The organism is Klebsiella sp. S69, from assembly GCF_016516145.1.
In the GTDB taxonomy this organism is placed as follows: Bacteria; Pseudomonadota; Gammaproteobacteria; order Enterobacterales; family Enterobacteriaceae; genus Klebsiella; species Klebsiella oxytoca.
This window is the reverse complement of sequence record NZ_JACVUU010000009.1, coordinates 16785-35963: the sequence shown is the minus strand read 5'-3', so window position 1 is coordinate 35963 and position 19179 is coordinate 16785. Positions and strand designations below refer to the sequence as shown.

Genomic DNA, 19179 nt, shown 5'->3' with positions numbered 1-19179 from the left:
CTTACTTATCCTTCAGGGCATCCAGCGACATATTCAGCTGCAATATATTTACCACAGGTTGGCCGAGAAAACTGAGCAACGGTTTTTGCGTTGCCTCGTTCACCAACTGCGTGACCTGCTCCACGCTGAGCTGTCGCGCTTTGGCGACGCGCGGCGCCTGCCACAGGGCGGCGGCAGGCGTCAGGCTGTAATCCAGCCCGCTAGCCGAGGCGGTGACCAGCTCCACCGGAACCGTGGCGCTGGCGTCCGGATTGGCGGCGCGCAGGGCCTGCACCCGTTCGCTGATGGCGTTGTCCAGCGCCGGATTGCTGGCGGCGAGGTTGCTGCCGCCGGAGGCCAGCGGGTTATCCGGCATCTCCGCCGTAGCGGAAGGGCGGCCCTGGAAATAGCCCGGCGCCGTAAAGTTCTGCCCGATGAGACGGGAACCGCGCACTTCGCCGTCAATCCGCACCAGCGAGCCGTTGGCCTGCTGCGGGAACCACCACTGTCCCAGCGCGGTGGTCAACAGCGGGTAGACGCCGCCGGTGAGCAGCGTTAACAGAATAAACAGTACAAGGGCAGGACGAATGAATGACATGGTTTTTTCCTCACAGCAGCCCGGTCAGGGTCAATAACAGGTCGATAGCTTTGATACCGATAAAGGGCACCAGCAGTCCGCCCAGGCCGTAGACCCACAGGTTGCGGCGCAGCATCGCCGAGGCCGTCAGCGGCTTATAGCTCACGCCCTTCAGCGCCAGCGGGATCAGGAAGATGATAATCAGCGCATTAAAAATCACCGCGCTCAGGATCGCCGAAGAGGGCGAGTGCAGATGCATCACGTTGAGCATCGCCAGCGGCGGATAGACGGCGGCAAAGGCGGCCGGAATGATGGCGAAATACTTCGCCACGTCGTTGGCGATGCTGAAGGTGGTCAGGGATCCGCGGGTCATCAGCATCTGTTTACCGATATGTACGACCTCGATCAGTTTGGTGGGATTAGAGTCGAGATCCACCATATTGCCCGCCTCTTTCGCCGCCTGGGTACCGGAGTTCATCGCGACCGCCACGTCGGCCTGCGCCAGCGCCGGGGCGTCGTTGGTACCGTCGCCGGTCATCGCCACCAGCCGACCTTCCGCTTGATACTGGCGGATCAACGCCAGCTTGGCCTCCGGCGTCGCTTCGGCGAGAAAGTCGTCCACTCCGGCTTCCGCGGCGATAGCGGCGGCGGTCAGTCGGTTATCGCCGGTGATCATCACCGTTTTAATCCCCATTTTACGCAGTTGGGCAAAACGCTCTTTGATGCCGCCTTTCACGATATCTTTCAGCGAGATAATCCCCAGCACCCGCTCGCCTTCGGCGACCACCAGCGGCGTCGCGCCAAGACGCGCCACTTCTTCAACCTGCTTATCGACATCGGCCGGAAAGTGGCCGCCGTTGGCCTCAACGTGGCGGCGGATGGCATCTACGGAACCTTTGCGGATCATCCGCTGGTCGATGTTGATGCCGCTCATCCGGGTCTGGGCGGTAAACGGCACAAAGGTGGCATGCAGCGACTGGAGATCGCGCTCGCGCAGGTTAAAGCGCTGTTTGGCCAGGACGACGATGCTGCGGCCTTCCGGCGTTTCATCGGCCAGCGACGACAGCTGGCCGGCATCGGCAAGGGTTTTCTCTTCCACGCCCTGCGCAGGCAGGAATGCCGAAGCCTGGCGGTTGCCGAGGGTAATGGTGCCGGTTTTGTCCAGCAGCAGGACGTCGACGTCGCCCGCCGCCTCAACCGCGCGGCCGCTGGTGGCGATGACGTTCGCGCCGAGCATGCGGCTCATCCCGGCAACGCCGATGGCCGACAGCAGGCCCCCAATAGTGGTGGGGATCAGGCATACCAGCAGCGCCACCAGTACCGTTACGCTGACAGCATTACCGCTCCAGGCGGAGAAGGGCCAGATAGTGGCGGTGGCCAGCAGGAATACCAGCGTCAGGGCAATAAGCAGGATGGTTAGCGCAATTTCGTTCGGCGTCTTGCGGCGCTGAGCACCTTCAACCATGGCGATCATCCGGTCAAGGAAGGTTTCGCCCGGGTTGACGCTACAGCGGATCACCAGCCAGTCGGAGAGAATACGCGTCCCGCCGGTCACCGAGGCGAAGTCGCCGCCGGATTCGCGGATAACCGGCGCGGACTCACCGGTAATGGCGCTCTCATCTACCGATGCGCCGCCTTCGATAACTTCGCCATCGCAGGGGATAATATCTCCCGCTTCCACCAGCACCACGTCACCTTTACGCAGCTCTTCGGCGGGGACGTGGTCAATTTGCGCATCGTGCTGCGGCGCGCGCAGCTTACGGGCAAAGGCGGTCTTTTTGACACCTTTGAGGCTGTTGGCCTGCGCTTTACTGCGGCCTTCCGCCATCGCTTCGGCGAAGTTGGCGAACAGGACGGTGAACCACAGCCAGAGACTAATAGCGGCGGTAAATCCGGCGCTGCCGGCGATTTGCCCGCTCGCCATGGCAATGGCCAGCAGGGTGGTGAGCAGGCTGCCGATCCAGACGATAAACATCACCGGGTTACGCCACTGTACGGCAGGGCTCAGTTTTTTCACGGCGTCCAGCAGGGCCTGACGCACCAGCGTCGGCTCCAGCAGGGCTAATGATTTGCGACTCATAACAGGTTGCTCCGCAATCGCTTAAAGTAAGGAAAAGTGTTCTGCCAGCGGGCCGAGCGCCAGCGCGGGAATAAAGGTCAGGGCGCCGACCAACAGCACGGTGCCGATCAGCAGGCCGATAAACAGCGCGTCATGGGTGGCGAGCGTGCCGCTGCCGGCGGGTTGAATCTTCTTCGTCACCAGCGAACCGGCAATCGCCATCACCGGGATAATCACCGCGAAGCGGCCGACCAGCATGCAGAATGCCAGCAGCAGGTTCCAGAACGGTGTTGCCGCGCTGAGGCCGCCAAAGGCGCTGCCGTTGTTGTTCGCCGCTGAGGTGACGGCATACAGTACTTCGCTGAAGCCATGCGGCCCGGGGTTAAACATGCCCGCGCGACCGGCCTCGGTCAGCATCGCCAGCGCCGTGCCGAGGAGCACCAGCGTCGGGGTAACGAGGATCGCCAGCGCGATCATTTTCATTTCGCGGACGTCGATTTTTTTCCCGAGGTATTCCGGGGTGCGGCCAATCATCAGCCCGGCGATAAACACGGCCAGCATCACGAACAGCAGCATGCCGTACAGACCCGAGCCGACGCCGCCGAAGACCACTTCGCCTATCTGCATCAGCCACATAGGGACCATCCCGCCCAGCGCGGTAAAGGAGTCGTGCATGGCGTTGACTGCCCCGCAGGACGCGGCGGTGGTGACCACGGCAAACAGGCTGCTGGCGAGAATACCGAACCGGCTCTCTTTGCCTTCCATGTTGCTACTGCTGTCGGCGCCAAGGCTCAGCAAGTGAAGGTTGCCGCGGGTTTCTGCCCACATCACTACCGCCACGCAGACGATGAAGATGAGCGTCATCGCCCACAGAATCGCCCGACCCTGACGGCGATCGCCCACCGCCTCACCGAAAGCGAAGCACAGCGCCGCCGGAATGAGAAAGATCGCCAGCATCTGCACCAGGTTGGTCAGCGCGGTGGGGTTTTCAAAGGGATGCGCCGAGTTGGCGTTAAAGAAGCCGCCGCCGTTGGTACCCAGCATTTTTATCGCTTCCTGCGAAGCCACCGGCCCCAACGGCAGCATCTGGCGTACCCCTTCAAGCGAGGTAAATTCCTGATTCGGCGATAAACTTTGCGGCACGCCCTGCTGGATAAAGAACAGCGCAATCAGCAGCGAAATCGGCAGCAGCACCCAGAGAGTAATGCGGGTCAGATCGACCCAGGCGTTGCCCAGAGTGGTGACTTTCTGCCGGGCGTATGCGCGGGTGAGGGCAAAGATCACCGCGATGCCGGTAGCGGCGGAGAGGAAGTTTTGCACCGCCAGCCCGGCCATCTGGCTAAGGCTACTCATGGTGGCTTCACCGGCATAGGCCTGCCAGTTGGTGTTGCTGACAAAGCTCACCGCCGTATTCAGCGCCAGATCCCATGACAGACCGGGCAGATGCTGCGGGTTGAGCGGCAGAGAGCCCTGAAACATCAGCAGAGCGAACAGCGCCGCCAGACCCAGCGCGTTAAACAGCAGAATCGCCACTAAATACTGGAGCCAGTTCATCTCCTGCGAACGAATCCCCGCTACCTGCCATAAGCCGCGTTCAATCCGGGCCAGACCCGGTAGCGGCATATCATTGATCATCGTCGCCAGCGCCGTACCCAGCGGACGAGCGAGGATCATTAGCAGCAGAATAAAAGTCGCGATGAGTAAAAAACCTTGAGCGGCCATCAGAATGCCTCCGCATGTATCAGGGCATAAACCAGATAAACCAGCAACAGGAACACCAGCGCTACGCCAGCGATTACGCCTGTAGTCACAATCCACCTCCGGATGTCTTTTTTGATTTACGAGGAGAATAGGAAGTCGGGCGCAAAGATTTCGCAAAAATCAGCCACGGGGGTGTAAAAAAAATATAAAAATGGCCAAAACCACAATTTAACTAATGATTAGTATTAATTTAACCTTTATGTAACTTAATTACCGGATGAATGTAAATAAATCCTGAATAGGCGTTTTTTAGTGGTCGGATGAGTAGTAAAATTACAGCCAAAGCGGTACTATTTTAAGCAGAGAAACAGATTAACTTTACCGGCTTTACTTGCCGGCCTGACAAAGGGGAGAGAAATTATGGCGTTGTACAAAACTTATCCTGCTCATATCATCTTTGCGCGTCGCGCTTTCGCCGTGGCGGCTGGCGTACTGGCGCTGCCGGTGATGCTGTTCTGGAAAGATCGCGCCCGTTTTTACAGCTGGCTGCACCGCGTGTGGGCAAAGACCAGCGAACAGCCGGTATGGATGGCGCAGGCCGAAAAAGCCTCCGCAGATTTTTATTAATAACGGCTTATGGCTCAGCGCGTGCGCGCCGTGGAAACAGGCTAATGTATTGAGATTGCGGTTTATTTACCCTGTCTCCTCCGCCAGACTCGCGACACAGCGTGCCAACAGATTGCTTTATCATCATGCCGCCGGTTTATCCGGCGGTTTTTTTTTGCCATGAGTGGCTTACACTTATTCACTCCCCGAAGGTTAACCTGCGGGAGGATTAAATATACGTCGAACTTATCAATTTTCATGATGAAAGGAATGTTATGGCCACCCATCTGGTCTGGTTTCGCGCGGATTTGCGCATCCACGATAACCTGGCGCTCGCCGCCGCCTGCCGCGATCCGCATGCCAGGGTGCTGGGATTATTCATCGCCACGCCAGGGCAATGGCGTCAGCACGGTATGGCGCCGCGCCAGGCGGCGTTTATGGTCAGTCATCTGCACAGCCTGCAAGCGGCGCTGGCCGAAAAGGGGATCCCGCTGCAGATTGAACATGCTGAAGATTTCACCGCCAGCGTAGAGCTACTCGTCAGCATTTGCCGGCAGCAGCAGGTGACGCATCTGTTTTACAACTACCAGTATGAAATCAATGAGCGCCAGCGCGATGCGGCGGTGGAGAGAACCTTAGCAGAGGTGACCTGTCAGGGGTTTGATGACAGCGTGCTGCTGCCGCCCGGCAGCGTGCTGACCGGCAGCCGCGAAATGTATAAGGTATTTACGCCGTTTAAAAATGCTTTTATTCGGCGTTTACAGGAGGCGCTGCCGGAGTGCGTCGCCGCGCCGAAAGTCCGTGCGGGTGGGCCCATCACAGCCTCGTCTGCAGTAAGAATAGATTTTCCACAGACGTCATTTGATAGCGAACTGTTCGCCGCGGATGAAAAAAGCGCTATCGCCCGGCTTCGCGGCTTCTGCCAGCAAAAGGCCGCCGAATATGAACAGCAGCGCGATTTTCCGGCCATCGAAGGGACCAGCCGGCTGTCGCCGTGCCTGGCGGTGGGCGCGCTCTCGCCGCGCCAGTGTCTGCACCGCTTGCTGGTGGAGTTGCCGCGGGCGCTGGATGGCGAAGCCGGAGCGGTATGGCTCAACGAGCTTATCTGGCGCGAGTTTTATCGCCACCTGATGGTTTACTACCCGGACTTGTGTAAAGGTCGGCCTTTTATTGGCTGGACCGATAAGGTTGCCTGGCTGGACGATAAATCCGCGCTTCAGGCCTGGCAGCGTGGGCAAACCGGCTTCCCGATTGTCGACGCCGCGATGCGTCAGCTTAATGCGACCGGCTGGATGCATAACCGCCTGCGGATGATTGTCGCCAGTTTTCTGGCGAAAGATCTGCGCATCGACTGGCGGCTGGGGGAGCGCTATTTTATCGAACAGCTTATAGATGGCGATTTGGCGGCGAATAACGGCGGCTGGCAGTGGGCGGCTTCGACCGGCACCGATGCCGCGCCCTATTTTCGTATTTTTAACCCTACGACCCAGGGAGAGCGCTTCGACAAAGCGGGGCAGTTTATTCGTCAATGGCTACCGGAGCTGGTCGGGGTGCCTGAGAAAGCGCTGCATCAACCGTGGCTGTGGGCGGAGAAACAGGGCGTAACGCTGGATTATCCGCGCCCGATTGTCGATCACAAACAGGCGCGGCTGGAGACGCTGGCGGCCTGGGAAGCCGCCAGAGAAGTTAAGACTCCACCGCCAGGCGGCGAGCCCTGATCTTAACGGAGTGATACAGCCAGATAGCCAGCACCAGGCCGACGCAGGCCAGCGAGCCCCAGGTTATCTGGCTGAACACCTCAATGTAGGCATTAATTGAATAGTTGATGGCTCCGGCGGCGTCGAACGATCCCTGCGAGGTTTGATCGGCAATGACCCCAGCCAGATAGTTGGCGATAGCGCCGGAGAGCAGCATATATATGCCGGTCAGCACGCCGGTCACGCCGGGGATCTCGATACGGGTAATCTGCGACATCGCCACCGGGTCGATAAACAGTTCGGCAAACCCCATCACCGCCAGGCCCAGCACCATCAGCGGCATTGAGGAGTGCCCATAGGCGGCTGACCAACGTGCGCTAAGGGTCAGGATGCAGAACCCGGCGCTCATCAGGCCAAGGCCCAGCGCGAACTTACCCCAGATGCGCACGGTACGGTTGCCGTTGATGTTTTCTTTCACCAGCCACGCCAGAACCACCCCGCAGAGCATCACCGCAAAGGCATTGACCGACTGGAACATCGCGGTCGGAATCTCATAGCCCATAAAATGACGGTTAACAAAACGGTCGATGTACAGGCTGATGGAGCTGCCGCCCTGCTGCGCAAAGGCCCAGAACAGCAGGCTGAAGCAGGTGAGCACCATAATCAGGCGCAGCTCTTTACGCTGCCTGGCGGTCTCTGCCCGCAGGTAGATCCGCGCCAGTACCGCCAGACCAATCACCGTCGCGACAATCAGCGCGTACACCGACCACTCCTGCCAGAACAGCACGGTGATCAGCAGCGGCGCGGCGATCAGCAGAACCAGCAGCCAGCCCCAGTTCGGTAAGACAACACTCCGCGCCCGCAGCGCTTCGCGATTCACGCCCCGGGTGTGGCGGAAATGGTGATTGCCGCTGAGGAAAATCACCAGCCCGGCAATCATGCCAACGGCCGCCAGCGCGAAGCCCATCGCCCAGCTGTACTCTTGCTGTACGTAGCCGCAGGCGATTGGCGCGACGATAGACCCGACGTTGCCCGCCGCGTACATCAGCGAAAAACCGCCATCGCGACGCGGGTCTGTGGGTTCATACAGTTCACCGAGCAGACAGCTGACGTTGGATTTAAACAGCCCGTAGCCGCAGACAATAATCGCCAGCGACAGATAGAGAAAGGTGGGGGCGATTTCGCTGGCGCCGAGCACCAGATGGCCGATGGCCATCAGCAGCGCGCCGAGCATCACCGCCATACGGTTGCCCAGCAGCTTATCGGCCAGGAAGCCGCCGAGAATCGGCGTGACGTAGACTAAAGAACAGTAGGCGCTAAACAGCGCATAGGCATGATTATCGTCATACTTGAGCTGATTGGTGAGATAAAGAATGAGCAGCGCGCGCATGCCGTAAAAACTGAAGTATTCCCAGATTTGCAGCGCGACGACGTAATAAATCGCCCGCGGCTGTGAAGATTGTGTGTTCATGAAATGCTTTGTCCTGCCATAAAAATGAAAGTCGATCTTTCTGCATGAATAGCTACTCGCTAGTGATATTCATGGCCTTATAGGCTTTCTGGTTATTTAATATGCTGTAATAGTGCATAAATATACACGAATGCGCGAGGAGGTGAGTAGACAAATTGCGGGATTTTGTGAATGGGCAAAATTGACGGCGACGCGGCAGGACTATCGACTGATTGGGCGGATACCGTTATGTTATTCCTCTGCATAAAACGATGACCTGGTGGAACGGCAATGAAAAATAGTGAACTGGAACAACTGATTAATGAAAAACTCAATAGCGCGGCCATCAGTGATTACGCACCCAATGGGCTCCAGGTGGAAGGTCGCGAGACGGTTCGGAAAATCGTCACCGGCGTAACCGCCAGCCAGGCGCTGCTTGATGAGGCCGTCCGTCTTGAGGCGGATGCGGTCATCGTCCACCACGGCTACTTCTGGAAAGGCGAGTCGCCGATTATTCGCGGCATGAAGCGTAACCGCCTCAAAACGCTGCTGGCTAACGACATCAACCTTTACGGCTGGCATCTGCCGCTTGATGCCCATCCGGAGCTGGGCAATAACGCCCAGCTGGCGTCGCTGCTCGGCATTAACGTGATGGGCGAAATTGAACCGCTGGTGCCGTGGGGCGAACTGTCGATGGCGGTCTCGGGCCTGGAACTGGCGTCGTGGATTGAAGCGCGGCTGGGGCGCAAACCGCTGTGGTGCGGCGACACCGGGCCGGACAAAGTGGCCCGCGTGGCTTGGTGTACCGGCGGCGGCCAGAGCTTTATCGACAGCGCAGCCCGCTTTGGCGTTGATGCATTTATTACCGGCGAAGTTTCAGAGCAAACCATCCATTCGGCGCGCGAGCAGGGGCTGCATTTTTACGCCGCCGGACATCATGCCACCGAGCGTGGCGGAATTCGCGCGTTAAGCGAATGGCTGACGGAAAATACCGAGCTGGATGTCACCTTTATTGATATCCCGAACCCGGCTTGATGAACGGAGGTAAAAGTGCAGCGAGCGCGTTGTTATCTATTAGGTGAAACGGCAGTCGTACTGGAGCTTGAACCTCCGGTGACGCTGGAGAGTCAGAAGCGGATCTGGCGATTAGCCCAACGGCTGGTTGGTCATACCGAGGTGGTGGAAGCCGTTCCGGGTATGAACAACATTACCGTGATACTGCGAAATCCCCAGCAGACGGCGTGGGACGCGATCGAGCGCCTGCAAATCTGGTGGGAGGAGTGCGATACGCTCGAACCGGAATCGCGGGAGATTCTGGTGCCGGTCGTTTACGGCGGCGAAGGCGGTCCGGATTTGGGGGAAGTGGCTCGCCACAGCGGACTGAGCGAAAAGCAGGTGGTGGAGCTGCATTCATCGGTGGAGTACGTGGTGTGGTTCCTCGGCTTCCAGCCGGGGTTCCCGTACTTCGGCGGCCTGCCAGAGCGCCTGGCGATGCCGCGGCGGGCGGAACCGCGTCTGCTGGTGCCGGCGGGTTCGGTGGGGATCGGCGGAGCGCAGACCGGGATTTATCCGCTGGCGACGCCGGGAGGTTGGCAACTGCTGGGCCGAACGCCGCTGGCGCTATTTGATCCGAAGCGCAAGGAGCCGGTGCTGCTGCGCTCCGGCGACAGAGTGCGTTTCGTCCCGCAAAAGGAGGGCGTATGTTAAAAATCATCCGTGCCGGGATGTATACCTCGGTGCAGGACGGCGGGCGTGAAGGTATGCGTCAACTGGGCATCAGCCGCTGCGGTGCGATGGATAAACCGGCGCTGGTTACCGCGAATCTGCTGGTGGGCAACGGGGCCAATGCCGCGGCGCTGGAGATCACGCTGGGCCAGGTGGATATTCAATTTGAACGCAGCGGCTGGTTCGCACTCACCGGCGCTGCCTGCGAGGCGAAGCTTGACGGCGAGCCGGTGTGGGTGGGCTGGCGGACGGCGGTCAAGGCCGGGCAGCGTCTGGTGCTCAAGAATCCACAGCACGGCGTGCGCAGCTATCTGGCAGTGGCGGGCGGCATCGCGGTGCCGAAGGTGCTGGGCTCGCGCAGTACCGATCTGAAAGTGGGTATTGGCGGTCTGGAAGGTCGACGTTTGCAGGATGGAGACCGACTGAAGCTGGGGAAATCGGATAAGCAGTTCCGCGGGCCGCGCGGGGTGAAGCAACTGCCCATCGGCAACCGCATCCGCGCGCTGCCCGGCCCCGAGTATCAGGAGTTTGACAGCGTGTCGCAGGACACCTTCTGGCGCTCGCCGTGGCAGCTTAGCCCGCAGAGCAACCGCATGGGCTATCGTCTGCAGGGGCAACCGCTGAAGCGGACGACCGATCGCGAGATGCTTTCGCACGGTCTGCTGCCTGGCGTGGTGCAGGTTCCGCATAACGGTCAACCTATCGTACTGATGAACGATGCCCAGACCACCGGCGGTTACCCGCGCATCGCGACGATTATCGAGGCCGATATGTATCAGCTGGCGCAAATCCCGCTGGGGCAGCCGATCCACTTTGTTCCCTGCTCTCTGGAGGAGGCGCTGAAGGCGCGCGCCGACCGGCAACGTTATTTTGAACAACTGGCATGGAGACTGAACGATGAAGATTGATTTAAACGCCGACCTTGGCGAAGGCTGCGCCAACGATAGCGCGCTACTGCAGCTGGTCTCTTCCGCCAATATCGCCTGCGGTTTCCATGCGGGCGATGCGGTGATGATGCTGCAGTGCGTGCGCGAAGCGCTGAAATATGGCGTCGCGGTGGGCGCGCACCCCAGCTTTCCTGACCGGGAAAATTTTGGCCGCACGGCGATGCAGCTGCCGCCGGAGACGGTTTATGCGCAAACGCTGTATCAGGTGGGCGCGCTGGCGGCGCTGGTGCGCGCGCAGGGCGGCGAACTACAGCACGTCAAACCGCACGGCATGCTCTATAACCAGGCGGCAAAAGATCCGCAGCTTGCTGACGCTATCGCCAAAGCGGTATATGACGTTGACGCCGGTCTGGTGCTGGTGGGCCTGGCGGGCAGCGAGCTGATTCGCGCCGGGCAGCGTTATCAACTGACCACCCGCCAGGAGGTCTTCGCCGACCGCGGCTATCTGGCGGACGGTAGCCTGGTGCCGCGCACCCAGCCTGGGGCATTGATCGAGAGTGAAGAGCAGTCGCTGGCGCAAACTCTGGAAATGGTGCAGCACAGCCGGGTACGCAGCATCACCGGCGAATGGGCGCACGTGGTGGCGGAAACCGTTTGTCTGCACGGCGACGGCGAGCATGCGCTGGATTTTGCGCGTCGCCTGCGCGCGGCGTTCGCCGGACGTAACATTCAGGTGAGCGCGGAAGCAGAAGAATAAAAATAATATTATTAATCAATAAATTAACAACAAACAACACTTCACAACAACATACAGGATGTAATTATGGGAGAGTCATTATCTCTCTGGCCGCTGATCGGCATTGCCGCGATCGTGGTCGGATTTGTTCTGCGTTTTAACCCGGTGCTGGTGGTTATTGTTTCCGGGATCATCACGGGTCTGACGGCGCATATGCCGATCGCGACCATTCTGGAGAAGCTGGGTGAAGGATTTCTCAATACCCGCAATCTGCCGTTTATTCTTCTGTTGCCGCTGGCGGTGATTGGCCTGCTGGAGCGGCACGGTCTGAAAGAGCGCGCGCAGACGTGGATCGCGAAAATCCGCAGCGCCACCGCTGGTCGTCTGCTAATCGTCTATCTTTTCGTGCGTGAAGTGACCGCGGCGATGGGCCTTACCAGCCTGGGCGGTCATCCGCAGATGGTGCGCCCGCTTCTGGCGCCGATGGCGGAAGGGGCGGCGGAAAAAAACTTTGGCGCCTTGCCGGGAAATGTCCGCTATCGCCTGCGCGCGATGTCGGCGGCCACCGACAACGTGGGCCTGTTCTTCGGCGAAGATATTTTCGTTGCCTTCGGGGCGATTATCTTTATGCATAACTTTATGCTGGAGTCGGGGGGCATTCAGACTGAGCCGCTGCATATTGCCCTGTGGGGGATCCCAACGGCGGTATGCGCCTTCCTGATCCACTCTGCCCGCCTGTGGCGCCTCGACCGTCATCTCCAGCGCGAGCTGGACAAGGTTAACGCCGGACAGGCGAAAGGCGGTGCCGCATGAATTTTCAGCAAACCTGGCTGTACTGGCTGGCGGGCGTCGTTCTGCTGGTGGTGGCGGTGATGTCATGGCGCGATAAGGCTAATCCGCGCAGGCTGACAACCGGTCTGTTCTGGGGTCTGTACGGCGTGGTCTTTCTGTTCGGCGACTGGACCTATGCGCTGGTCGGCGACAAGCGCCTCGTCAATATCGGCGTTGGCGTGGTGGTCGTGGTGCTGGCGCTGATCGCCGGATTTGGCGGCGTGCGTCTCGGTCGTTATCACCAGCGCTCGCAGGAAGAACGCAGCGCCAGCGCCGCGCGCCTCGGCAATCGGCTGTTTTTCCCGGCGCTGGCGATCCCGGTAGTGACGGTGATCGGCGTCCTGCTGTTTAATAATTTGCCCTCGCTGCAGGTCGCCATCTTTGGCCCGGGCAATCACGCCACGCTGATTACGCTGTTTTCAATGACCGCGGGCACGTTGATTGGTCTGGTGATGGCTATCCGCATGACCCATGAAACGGCGGTTCAGCCGTTACAGGAAGCTCGCCGTCTGCTGGATTCTGTGGGCTGGGCGTTTATTTTGCCGCAAATTCTGGCGGTTCTTGGGCTGCTGTTTACCGCCGCGGGCGTCGGCAACAGCATCTCCTGGCTGACGCAGCACTATCTGGCGGTGGACAGCCGGTTTATCGCCGTCGCCGTCTATACCCTTGGTATGGCGCTGCTGACGATGGTGATGGGCAACGCGTTTGCCGCTTTCCCCATCGTGACGGCAGGGGTCGGGATCCCGATTCTGGTGCTGCAGCACGGCGGTAACCCGGCGGTGATGGCGGCAATTGGCATGTTCTCCGGCTACTGTGGAACGCTGATGACGCCTATGGCGGCGAACTTCAATATCGTCCCGGCCGCGCTGCTGGAGCTGCCGGACAAAAACGCGGTGATCAAAGCTCAGGTGCCGACCGGCATTATGTTGCTTATCGTGAACGTATTTTTGCTCTATTTCCTGATGTTCCTGTAAGGAGGGATGATGGCTGGCGTATTGATTACCGGTTTTGAACCGTTCGGCGGCGAAGCGGTTAACCCTTCGTGGGAAGTGGTAAAGCAGCTGGATGGCGCTATCATTGCCGGGCAACCGGTAGTGGCGCGGCAGCTGCCCTGCGTCTTCGGCGATGCCCTGACGGCGCTGAACGCCGCACTGGATGAGCTGCAGCCGCGCCTGATCCTGGCGATTGGTCAGGCGGGCGGTCGCGTCGACATCACCGTTGAACGGGTAGCGATCAACGTCGATGATGCGCGGATCCCGGATAATAAAGGTCTGCAGCCCATTGACGTGCCGATCGTGGCTGACGGTCCGGCGGCGTACTTTAGCACGCTGCCGATCAAAGCGATCGTTGCCGCGCTGCGCAGCAAGGGGATCCCGGCGTCGGTATCGCAGACGGCCGGGACGTTTGTCTGTAATCACGTGATGTACGGTCTGCTGCATAGCCTGCGTAACAGCAGCGGAGTGAAGGGCGGGTTTATCCATATTCCGTATTTGCCTGAGCAGGCTGCGGCTCACCCCGGTGCCGCCAGTATGGCGGTAGAGACGGTGCGTGCGGCGCTGGAAACGGCTATCGCCGTTGCCCTGCAGCAGGATGGCGACGTGAAAATCGGCGGCGGCGCAACGCATTAACACAAGGATATTATTATGCCGGAAGGTCCGGAAATTCGCCGTGCGGCGGATAGCCTGGAAGCGGCGATTAAAGGCGAACCCCTGACTGAGGCGTGGTTCGCCTTCCCGCAGTTACAACATTATCAATCCCAGCTTGTCGGCCAGCGAGTAACACGCATTGAAACACGCGGTAAGGCGCTGTTGACCCATTTCTCCGGCGGATTAACGCTGTATAGCCACAATCAGCTGTATGGCGTCTGGCGAGTGGTGGATGCGGGGGCGCAGCCAGAAACCACGCGCGTGTTGCGCGTTCGGCTGCAGACGGCGCGTAGAGCGATTTTGCTCTACAGCGCCTCCGATATTGAAATGCTGACGCCTGAGCAGCTCGCCCAACATCCATTTTTGTTGCGGGTCGGACCGGATGTGCTCGATATGAGCCTTAGCGTTGAACAGGTTAAAGAGCGGCTGCTGTCGGCGAAATTCCGCAACCGCCAGTTCTCCGGACTGCTGCTGGATCAGGCGTTTCTTGCCGGATTGGGCAACTATCTGCGCGTGGAGATCCTCTGGCAGGTTGGGCTAACCGGTCGTCACAAAGCCTCTGAACTGGATGAAAAGCAGCTCGATGCGCTGGCCCATGCGCTGCTGGAGATCCCGCGTTTGTCCTATAACACGCGCGGTCTGGTGGACGACAATAAGCACCACGGCGCGCTGTTTCGCTTTAAGGTTTTTCATCGCCAGGGTGAGGTCTGCGAGCGCTGCGGCGGGATTATCGAGAGGACCATGCTCTCGTCGCGGCCGTTTTACTGGTGCCCCGGATGCCAGCAATAAAAAAACGCGCCTTCAGGCGCGTTTTTTGTCGCTGCGAAAGCTGACTTAGCGAGCGATATCGTTCTTGAAGTCGCGTTTTTCGTAGCCGGTATAGAGCTGACGCGGGCGGGCGATTTTCATGCCATCGCTGTGCATTTCGTTCCAGTGCGCAATCCAGCCCACGGTACGCGCCATCGCGAAGATAACGGTAAACATCGAAGACGGAATGCCCATCGCTTTGAGGATGATACCGGAGTAGAAATCGACGTTCGGGTAGAGTTTCTTCTCGATGAAGTACGGGTCGTTGAGCGCGATGTGCTCAAGCTCCATGGCCACTTCCAGCAGATCGTCTTTGGTACCGAGCTCTTTCAGCACTTCGTGGCAGGTCTCACGCATAACGGTGGCGCGCGGGTCGTAATTTTTGTACACGCGGTGGCCAAAGCCCATCAGGCGGAAAGAGTCGTTTTTGTCTTTCGCGCGACGGACGAATTCCGGAATGTGTTCAACGGAGCTGATCTCTTCGAGCATCTTCAGCGCCGCTTCGTTGGCGCCGCCGTGTGCCGGTCCCCACAGGGAAGCAATGCCCGCAGCGATGCAGGCAAACGGGTTCGCGCCGGAAGAGCCGGCAGTCCGCACGGTGGAGGTGGAAGCGTTCTGTTCGTGGTCGGCGTGCAGGATCAGAATACGGTCCATTGCGCGTTCCAGAATCGGGTTCACTTCATATTTTTCACACGGCGTGGAGAACATCATATTCAGGAAGTTACCCGCGTAGGAGAGGTCGTTGCGCGGATAAACGAAAGGCTGGCCGATGGAATATTTGTAACACATTGCCGCCATCGTCGGCATCTTGGAGAGCAGACGGAATGCGGCGATATCGCGGTGGCGTGGGTTATTTACATCCAGCGAATCGTGATAGAACGCAGCCAGCGCGCCGGTAATACCGCACATGACGGCCATCGGATGAGAATCGCGGCGGAACGCGTGGAACAGACGAGTGATCTGCTCGTGAATCATGGTGTGGCGCGTCACGATGGTTTTAAATTCGTCGTACTGTGCCTGGGTCGGTTTCTCACCGTTTAACAGGATGTAGCATACTTCCAGATAGTTAGAGTCGGTTGCTAACTGATCGATCGGGAAACCGCGGTGCAGCAGGATACCTTCATCACCGTCGATAAAGGTGATTTTAGATTCGCAGGATGCGGTTGAGGTGAAACCAGGGTCAAAAGTAAATACACCTTTTGAACCAAGACTACGAATATCAATAACATCCTGACCGAGAGTGCCCTTTAGCACATCCAGTTCAATAGCAGTATCACCACCCAGGGTGATTTTTGCTTTAGCATCAGACATTTATGGTCTCCTTAGCGCCTTTATTGCTTAAGACTGCCGGGGTGGTGGATTTGCATTCGGCCCGTAGCAGATGACGTTACCAGTTTGTTATGTTGCACATCGCTCTGCGTCGCGAAAGGGGCAGGGTACAGAGCAAGGGCGCTTGATGGTACGTCTTCAGCCTACGATGAAACAGCAGCAAATCAGCGTTTTAGCAGCCCGAATATTATAAAACTATATACCACTAATAACTGTCCTGATTACATCGGTCAATACTCTCTCACTGTTGCATAACTTATTCTCAGGTAAAAGAGTGACCCCATAACTTTTGCGTATTATTGCATTTATCTGGTAATGGTTGTAACAATAATGTTTAATATTTGTCAAATCAGATGATTAAAAATTAAAAATATGTTGTTATCGTGACATAGATCACTGTTCGGGAGAAAACCCGACAAACTATATGTAGGTTAATTGTAATGATTTTGTGAACGGCCTATACTGCCGCCAGGTCTCCGGAACACCCTGCAATCCCGAGCCACCCAGCGTTATTTTGTCACGCTTTAACTCCTGGAAAGGCGTTTTAACATGACTTTTAGTTATAGATAAGGACGCTGTCTGACCCGCAAGCAGACCGGAGGAAGGAAACAATAAGAACAGCATGTGGGCGTTATTCATGGTAAGAAATGTGAAAAAACAAAGACCTGTCAATCTGGATCTGCAAACGATCCGGTTCCCAATCACGGCGATAGCGTCCATTCTCCATCGCGTATCCGGAGTGATCACCTTCGTGGCGATCGGGATTCTGCTTTGGCTGCTGGGCACCAGCCTTTCCTCTCCCGAAGGTTTCCTCACAGCGGCATCCATTATGGATAGCTTCTTTGTGAAATTCATCATGTGGGGCATCCTGACCGCGCTGGCGTATCACGCGGTGGTCGGTATCCGCCATCTGCTGATGGATTTTGGCTATCTTGCAGAAACTCTCGAATCAGGGACACGCTCCGCCAAAATTTCTTTTGTTATTACTGTCGTGCTTTCACTTCTCGCAGGAGTCCTCGTATGGTAAGCAACGCCTCAGCACTAGGACGCAACGGCGTACATGACTTTATTCTGGTCCGTGCTACCGCTATCGTTCTGACCCTCTACATCATCTATATGGTTGGCTTCTTTGCCACCACAGGTGAAATTTCATGGGAAGTCTGGACGGGCTTTTTCTCCTCCGCGTTCACTAAAGTCTTCACCCTGCTGGCTCTCGTTTCCATTCTGATCCACGCCTGGATCGGCATGTGGCAGGTGTTAACGGACTACGTTAAACCACTGGCCGTGCGCTTAATTCTGCAACTGCTGATCGTTGTTGCGCTGGTGGCTTACGTTCTTTATGGATTTGTTGTGGTGTGGGGTGTGTAATGAAATTGCCTGTCAGAGAATTTGATGCAGTTGTGATTGGTGCCGGTGGCGCAGGTATGCGCGCGGCGCTGCAGATTTCCCAGAGCGGCCAAAGCTGTGCGCTGCTCTCCAAAGTTTTCCCGACCCGTTCCCATACCGTTTCCGCACAGGGCGGTATCACCGTCGCGCTCGGTAATACCCATGAAGATAACTGGGAATGGCACATGTACGACACCGTTAAGGGGTCGGACTACATTGGCGATCAGGATGCCATCGAATATATGTGTAAAACCGGCCCGGAAGCGATTCTGGAGCTGGACCATATGGGGCTGCCGTTCTCGCGTCTCGATAATGGCACGATTTATCAGCGCCCGTTCGGCGGCCAGTCGAAAAACTTCGGCGGCGAGCAGGCGGCACGTACCGCTGCGGCGGCTGACCGTACCGGTCACGCCCTGCTACATACTCTCTATCAGCAGAACCTGAAAAATCACACCACGATTTTCTCCGAGTGGTACGCGCTGGATCTGGTGAAAAACGCCGATGGCGCGGTGGTCGGCTGTACCGCCCTGTGCATCGAGACCGGTGAAGTGGTTTACTTCAAAGCCCGCGCCACCGTGCTGGCGACCGGCGGCGCCGGCCGTATTTATCAGTCCACCACCAATGCGCATATCAATACCGGCGACGGCGTTGGCATGGCGATCCGCGCCGGCGTTCCGGTACAGGATATGGAGATGTGGCAGTTCCACCCGACCGGTATTGCCGGGGCGGGGGTTCTGGTGACCGAAGGCTGCCGCGGCGAAGGCGGCTATCTGCTGAATAAACACGGCGAGCGCTTTATGGAGCGTTATGCGCCGAACGCGAAAGACCTGGCGGGTCGCGACGTAGTGGCGCGTTCCATCATGATCGAAATCCGTGAAGGTCGCGGCTGCGACGGTCCGTGGGGCCCGCACGCCAAGCTGAAACTCGATCACCTCGGTAAAGAAGTGCTTGAGTCCCGCCTGCCGGGTATCCTGGAACTCTCCCGTACCTTTGCCCACGTCGACCCGGTGAAAGAGCCGATTCCGGTCATTCCAACCTGCCACTATATGATGGGCGGTATTCCGACCAAAGTGAGCGGCCAGGCGCTGACCGTCAACGAGCAGGGCGAAGACGTGGTGATTCCGGGGCTGTTTGCGGTAGGCGAAATCGCCTGCGTATCGGTACACGGCGCAAACCGTCTGGGCGGCAACTCGCTGCTTGACCTGGTGGTCTTTGGCCGCGCGGTAGGTCTGCATCTGCAAGAGTCTATCGCCGAGCAGGGCGTACTGCGCGATGCGACGGATGACGAGATCGACGCTTCTCTGGAACGTCTGAACCGCTGGAACGGCAACCGGAATGGCGAAGATCCGGTCGAAATCCGCAAAGCGCTGCAAGAGTGTATGCAGCATAACTTCTCGGTATTCCGCGAAGGGGATGCGATGGCGAAGGGCCTTGAGCAGCTGAAAGCCATCCGCGAGCGCCTGAAAAACGCCCGTCTGGATGATACTTCCAGCGAGTTCAACACCCAGCGCGTTGAGTGCCTGGAGCTGGATAACCTGATGGAAACCGCTTACGCCACCGCAATGTCTGCAAATTATCGTACCGAAAGCCGCGGCGCGCATAGCCGCTTCGACTTCCCGGATCGTGATGATGAAAACTGGCTGTGCCATTCCCTGTATCTGCCAGAGTCGGAATCCATGACGCGTCGTAGCGTCAATATGGAACCGAAACTGCGTCCGGCATTCCCGCCGAAGATTCGTACTTATTAATGCGGAGACAGGAAT

General features: G+C 58.1%; 19 protein-coding genes. 13 read left to right on the top strand and 6 right to left on the bottom strand.

Annotated features, from left to right (window positions below):
- Nucleotide 1: 1 nt before the first annotated feature.
- From kdpC to kdpF, 4 genes are read right to left on the bottom strand one after another with little or no spacing between them, the layout of a single operon-like run.
- Nucleotides 2-577, bottom strand: coding sequence for a potassium-transporting ATPase subunit KdpC (gene kdpC, locus IAE27_RS10605; protein WP_016807942.1), 576 nt, complete (start codon nucleotides 575-577; stop codon nucleotides 2-4).
- Nucleotides 578-587: 10 nt separating this feature from the next.
- Nucleotides 588-2636, bottom strand: a complete 2049-nt coding sequence (kdpB, locus tag IAE27_RS10600) for a potassium-transporting ATPase subunit KdpB (RefSeq protein WP_154022718.1) — start codon at nucleotides 2634-2636, stop codon at nucleotides 588-590.
- A 21-nt stretch (nucleotides 2637-2657) separates the two neighbouring features.
- Nucleotides 2658-4337 carry a potassium-transporting ATPase subunit KdpA gene (kdpA, locus tag IAE27_RS10595; protein ID WP_070555158.1) on the bottom strand — a complete coding sequence of 560 codons (1680 nt, stop codon included), beginning with the start codon at nucleotides 4335-4337 and terminating at the stop codon, nucleotides 2658-2660.
- Nucleotides 4337-4426 (bottom strand): K(+)-transporting ATPase subunit F, encoded by a 90-nt coding sequence (gene kdpF, locus IAE27_RS10590; protein ID WP_016807944.1) that lies wholly within the window; start codon nucleotides 4424-4426, stop codon nucleotides 4337-4339. Before kdpF ends, kdpA begins: the two co-directional genes overlap by 1 nt.
- A gap of 310 nt (nucleotides 4427-4736) precedes the next feature.
- Here kdpF and IAE27_RS10585 point away from each other — a divergent pair, with 310 nt between their 5' ends.
- Both IAE27_RS10585 and phrB read left to right on the top strand, forming a co-directional pair.
- A complete protein-coding gene (locus IAE27_RS10585; RefSeq protein WP_004100261.1) occupies nucleotides 4737-4943 on the top strand; it encodes a DUF2517 family protein in 207 nt (68 codons plus the stop codon).
- Between the two features lie 254 nt (nucleotides 4944-5197).
- Entirely contained in the window at nucleotides 5198-6640 is a 1443-nt protein-coding gene (phrB, locus tag IAE27_RS10580) for a deoxyribodipyrimidine photo-lyase (RefSeq protein ID WP_200092401.1), read from the top strand.
- Here the strand turns inward: phrB and dtpD are convergent.
- Nucleotides 6609-8090, bottom strand: a complete 1482-nt coding sequence (gene dtpD, locus IAE27_RS10575; RefSeq protein ID WP_154022715.1) for a dipeptide permease DtpD — start codon at nucleotides 8088-8090, stop codon at nucleotides 6609-6611. The genes phrB and dtpD overlap by 32 nt on opposite strands.
- A 270-nt stretch (nucleotides 8091-8360) precedes the next feature.
- Between dtpD and IAE27_RS10570 the strand changes: the two genes are divergently transcribed.
- From IAE27_RS10570 to nei, 8 genes are all read left to right on the top strand, one after another.
- Nucleotides 8361-9104 (top strand): type 2 GTP cyclohydrolase I, encoded by a 744-nt coding sequence (locus IAE27_RS10570; protein ID WP_004100265.1) that lies wholly within the window; start codon nucleotides 8361-8363, stop codon nucleotides 9102-9104.
- Nucleotides 9105-9119: 15 nt separating this feature from the next.
- Nucleotides 9120-9776 (top strand): 5-oxoprolinase subunit PxpB, encoded by a 657-nt coding sequence (pxpB, locus tag IAE27_RS10565; protein ID WP_004100266.1) that lies wholly within the window; start codon nucleotides 9120-9122, stop codon nucleotides 9774-9776.
- Nucleotides 9770-10702 (top strand): 5-oxoprolinase subunit PxpC, encoded by a 933-nt coding sequence (pxpC, locus tag IAE27_RS10560; protein WP_200092398.1) that lies wholly within the window; start codon nucleotides 9770-9772, stop codon nucleotides 10700-10702. The genes pxpB and pxpC overlap by 7 nt, the downstream gene beginning before the upstream one ends.
- Nucleotides 10692-11438, top strand: coding sequence for a 5-oxoprolinase subunit PxpA (pxpA, locus tag IAE27_RS10555; RefSeq protein WP_004100269.1), 747 nt, complete (start codon nucleotides 10692-10694; stop codon nucleotides 11436-11438). Before pxpC ends, pxpA begins: the two co-directional genes overlap by 11 nt.
- Nucleotides 11439-11504: 66 nt before the next feature.
- Nucleotides 11505-12230 (top strand): DUF969 domain-containing protein, encoded by a 726-nt coding sequence (locus IAE27_RS10550; protein WP_023320579.1) that lies wholly within the window; start codon nucleotides 11505-11507, stop codon nucleotides 12228-12230.
- Nucleotides 12227-13222 carry a DUF979 domain-containing protein gene (locus tag IAE27_RS10545; protein WP_004100273.1) on the top strand — a complete coding sequence of 332 codons (996 nt, stop codon included), beginning with the start codon at nucleotides 12227-12229 and terminating at the stop codon, nucleotides 13220-13222. Before IAE27_RS10550 ends, IAE27_RS10545 begins: the two co-directional genes overlap by 4 nt.
- 9 nt (nucleotides 13223-13231) lie before the next feature.
- Nucleotides 13232-13876 (top strand): pyroglutamyl-peptidase I, encoded by a 645-nt coding sequence (gene pcp, locus IAE27_RS10540; protein WP_064345070.1) that lies wholly within the window; start codon nucleotides 13232-13234, stop codon nucleotides 13874-13876.
- 15 nt (nucleotides 13877-13891) lie between these two features.
- A complete protein-coding gene (nei, locus tag IAE27_RS10535) occupies nucleotides 13892-14683 on the top strand; it encodes an endonuclease VIII (protein WP_108704062.1) in 792 nt (263 codons plus the stop codon).
- Nucleotides 14684-14728: 45 nt separating this feature from the next.
- Here the strand turns inward: nei and gltA are convergent, their stop codons facing one another.
- Nucleotides 14729-16012 carry a citrate synthase gene (gltA, locus tag IAE27_RS10530; protein WP_004100276.1) on the bottom strand — a complete coding sequence of 428 codons (1284 nt, stop codon included), beginning with the start codon at nucleotides 16010-16012 and terminating at the stop codon, nucleotides 14729-14731.
- A gap of 640 nt (nucleotides 16013-16652) precedes the next feature.
- Between gltA and sdhC the strand changes: the two genes are divergently transcribed.
- From sdhC to sdhA, 3 genes are read left to right on the top strand one after another with little or no spacing between them, the layout of a single operon-like run.
- Nucleotides 16653-17057 carry a succinate dehydrogenase cytochrome b556 subunit gene (gene sdhC, locus IAE27_RS10525; protein ID WP_004100277.1) on the top strand — a complete coding sequence of 135 codons (405 nt, stop codon included), beginning with the start codon at nucleotides 16653-16655 and terminating at the stop codon, nucleotides 17055-17057.
- On the top strand, nucleotides 17051-17398 hold the full coding sequence (sdhD, locus tag IAE27_RS10520; RefSeq protein ID WP_004100278.1) for a succinate dehydrogenase membrane anchor subunit: 348 nt from the start codon (nucleotides 17051-17053) through the stop codon (nucleotides 17396-17398). Before sdhC ends, sdhD begins: the two co-directional genes overlap by 7 nt.
- On the top strand, nucleotides 17398-19164 hold the full coding sequence (sdhA, locus tag IAE27_RS10515) for a succinate dehydrogenase flavoprotein subunit (protein ID WP_004100279.1): 1767 nt from the start codon (nucleotides 17398-17400) through the stop codon (nucleotides 19162-19164). The genes sdhD and sdhA overlap by 1 nt, the downstream gene beginning before the upstream one ends.
- The last annotated feature ends 15 nt before the right edge of the window (nucleotides 19165-19179 follow it).